1 pseudogene is annotated in these 1,141 nt (G+C 42.4%); it reads left to right on the forward strand.

From position 1 onward, the window contains the following. Window positions 1-1,096: pseudogene (gene patB, locus DCM90_RS09580) on the forward strand (multidrug efflux ABC transporter subunit PatB); the annotation flags it as partial. Between the last annotated feature and the right edge of the window lie 45 nt (window positions 1,097-1,141).

The following is a 1,141-nucleotide window of genomic DNA, read 5'->3' on the forward strand; positions in this document are numbered from 1 at the left end:
GAGCAATATTGTTTTATACATTGGTCTGATTCTTGTCATGTTTTCGAGAAATGTGACGCTGGCTCTCATCACCATTGCCAGCACCCCATTGGCTTTCCTTATGCTGATTTTCATCGTGAAAATGGCACGCAAATACACCAACCTCCAGCAGAAAGAGGTAGGGAAGCTCAACGCCTATATGGATGAGAGCATCTCAGGCCAAAAAGCCGTGATTGTGCAAGGAATTCAAGAGGATATGATGGCAGGATTTCTTGAACAAAATGAGCGCGTGCGCAAGGCAACCTTTAAAGGAAGAATGTTCTCAGGAATTCTTTTCCCTGTCATGAATGGGATGAGCCTGATTAATACAGCCATCGTCATCTTTGCTGGTTCGGCTGTACTTTTGAATGATAAGTCTATTGAAACAAGTACAGCCCTAGGTTTGATTGTTATGTTTGCACAATTTTCACAGCAGTACTACCAGCCTATTATCCAAGTTGCAGCGAGTTGGGGAAGCCTTCAGTTGGCCTTTACTGGAGCTGAACGAATTCAGGAAATGTTTGATGCAGAGGAGGAAATCCGACCTGAAAAGGCTCCAACCTTCACTAAGTTGCAAGAAAGTGTTGAAATCAGTCATATCGATTTTTCATACTTGCCTGATAAACCTATTTTGAAAGATATCAGCATTTCTGCCCCTAAAGGCCAGATGACAGCAGTTGTTGGGCCGACAGGTTCAGGAAAAACGACTATTATGAACCTCATCAATCGCTTTTATGATGTTGATGCTGGTGGTATTTATTTTGATGGTAAAGACATTCGTGGCTATGATTTAGATAGTCTTAGAAGCAAGGTGGGAATTGTATTGCAAGATTCGGTCTTGTTTAGCGGAACGATTCGAGACAATATCCGATTTGGTGTGCCAGATGCTAGTCAGGAAATGGTTGAGGTAGCAGCAAAAGCAACCCACATTCACGACTATATCGAAAGTTTGCCTGATAAGTACGATACTCTTATTGATGATGACCAGAGCATCTTTTCAACAGGGCAGAAGCAATTGATTTCAATCGCTCGAACCCTGATGACAGATCCAGAAGTTCTCATTCTCGATGAAGCAACTTAAAACGTAGATACGGTGACAGAAAGCAAGATTCAGCATGCCATG

The organism is Levilactobacillus bambusae, from assembly GCF_003124125.1.
GTDB lineage: Bacteria > Bacillota > Bacilli > Lactobacillales > Lactobacillaceae > Levilactobacillus > Levilactobacillus bambusae.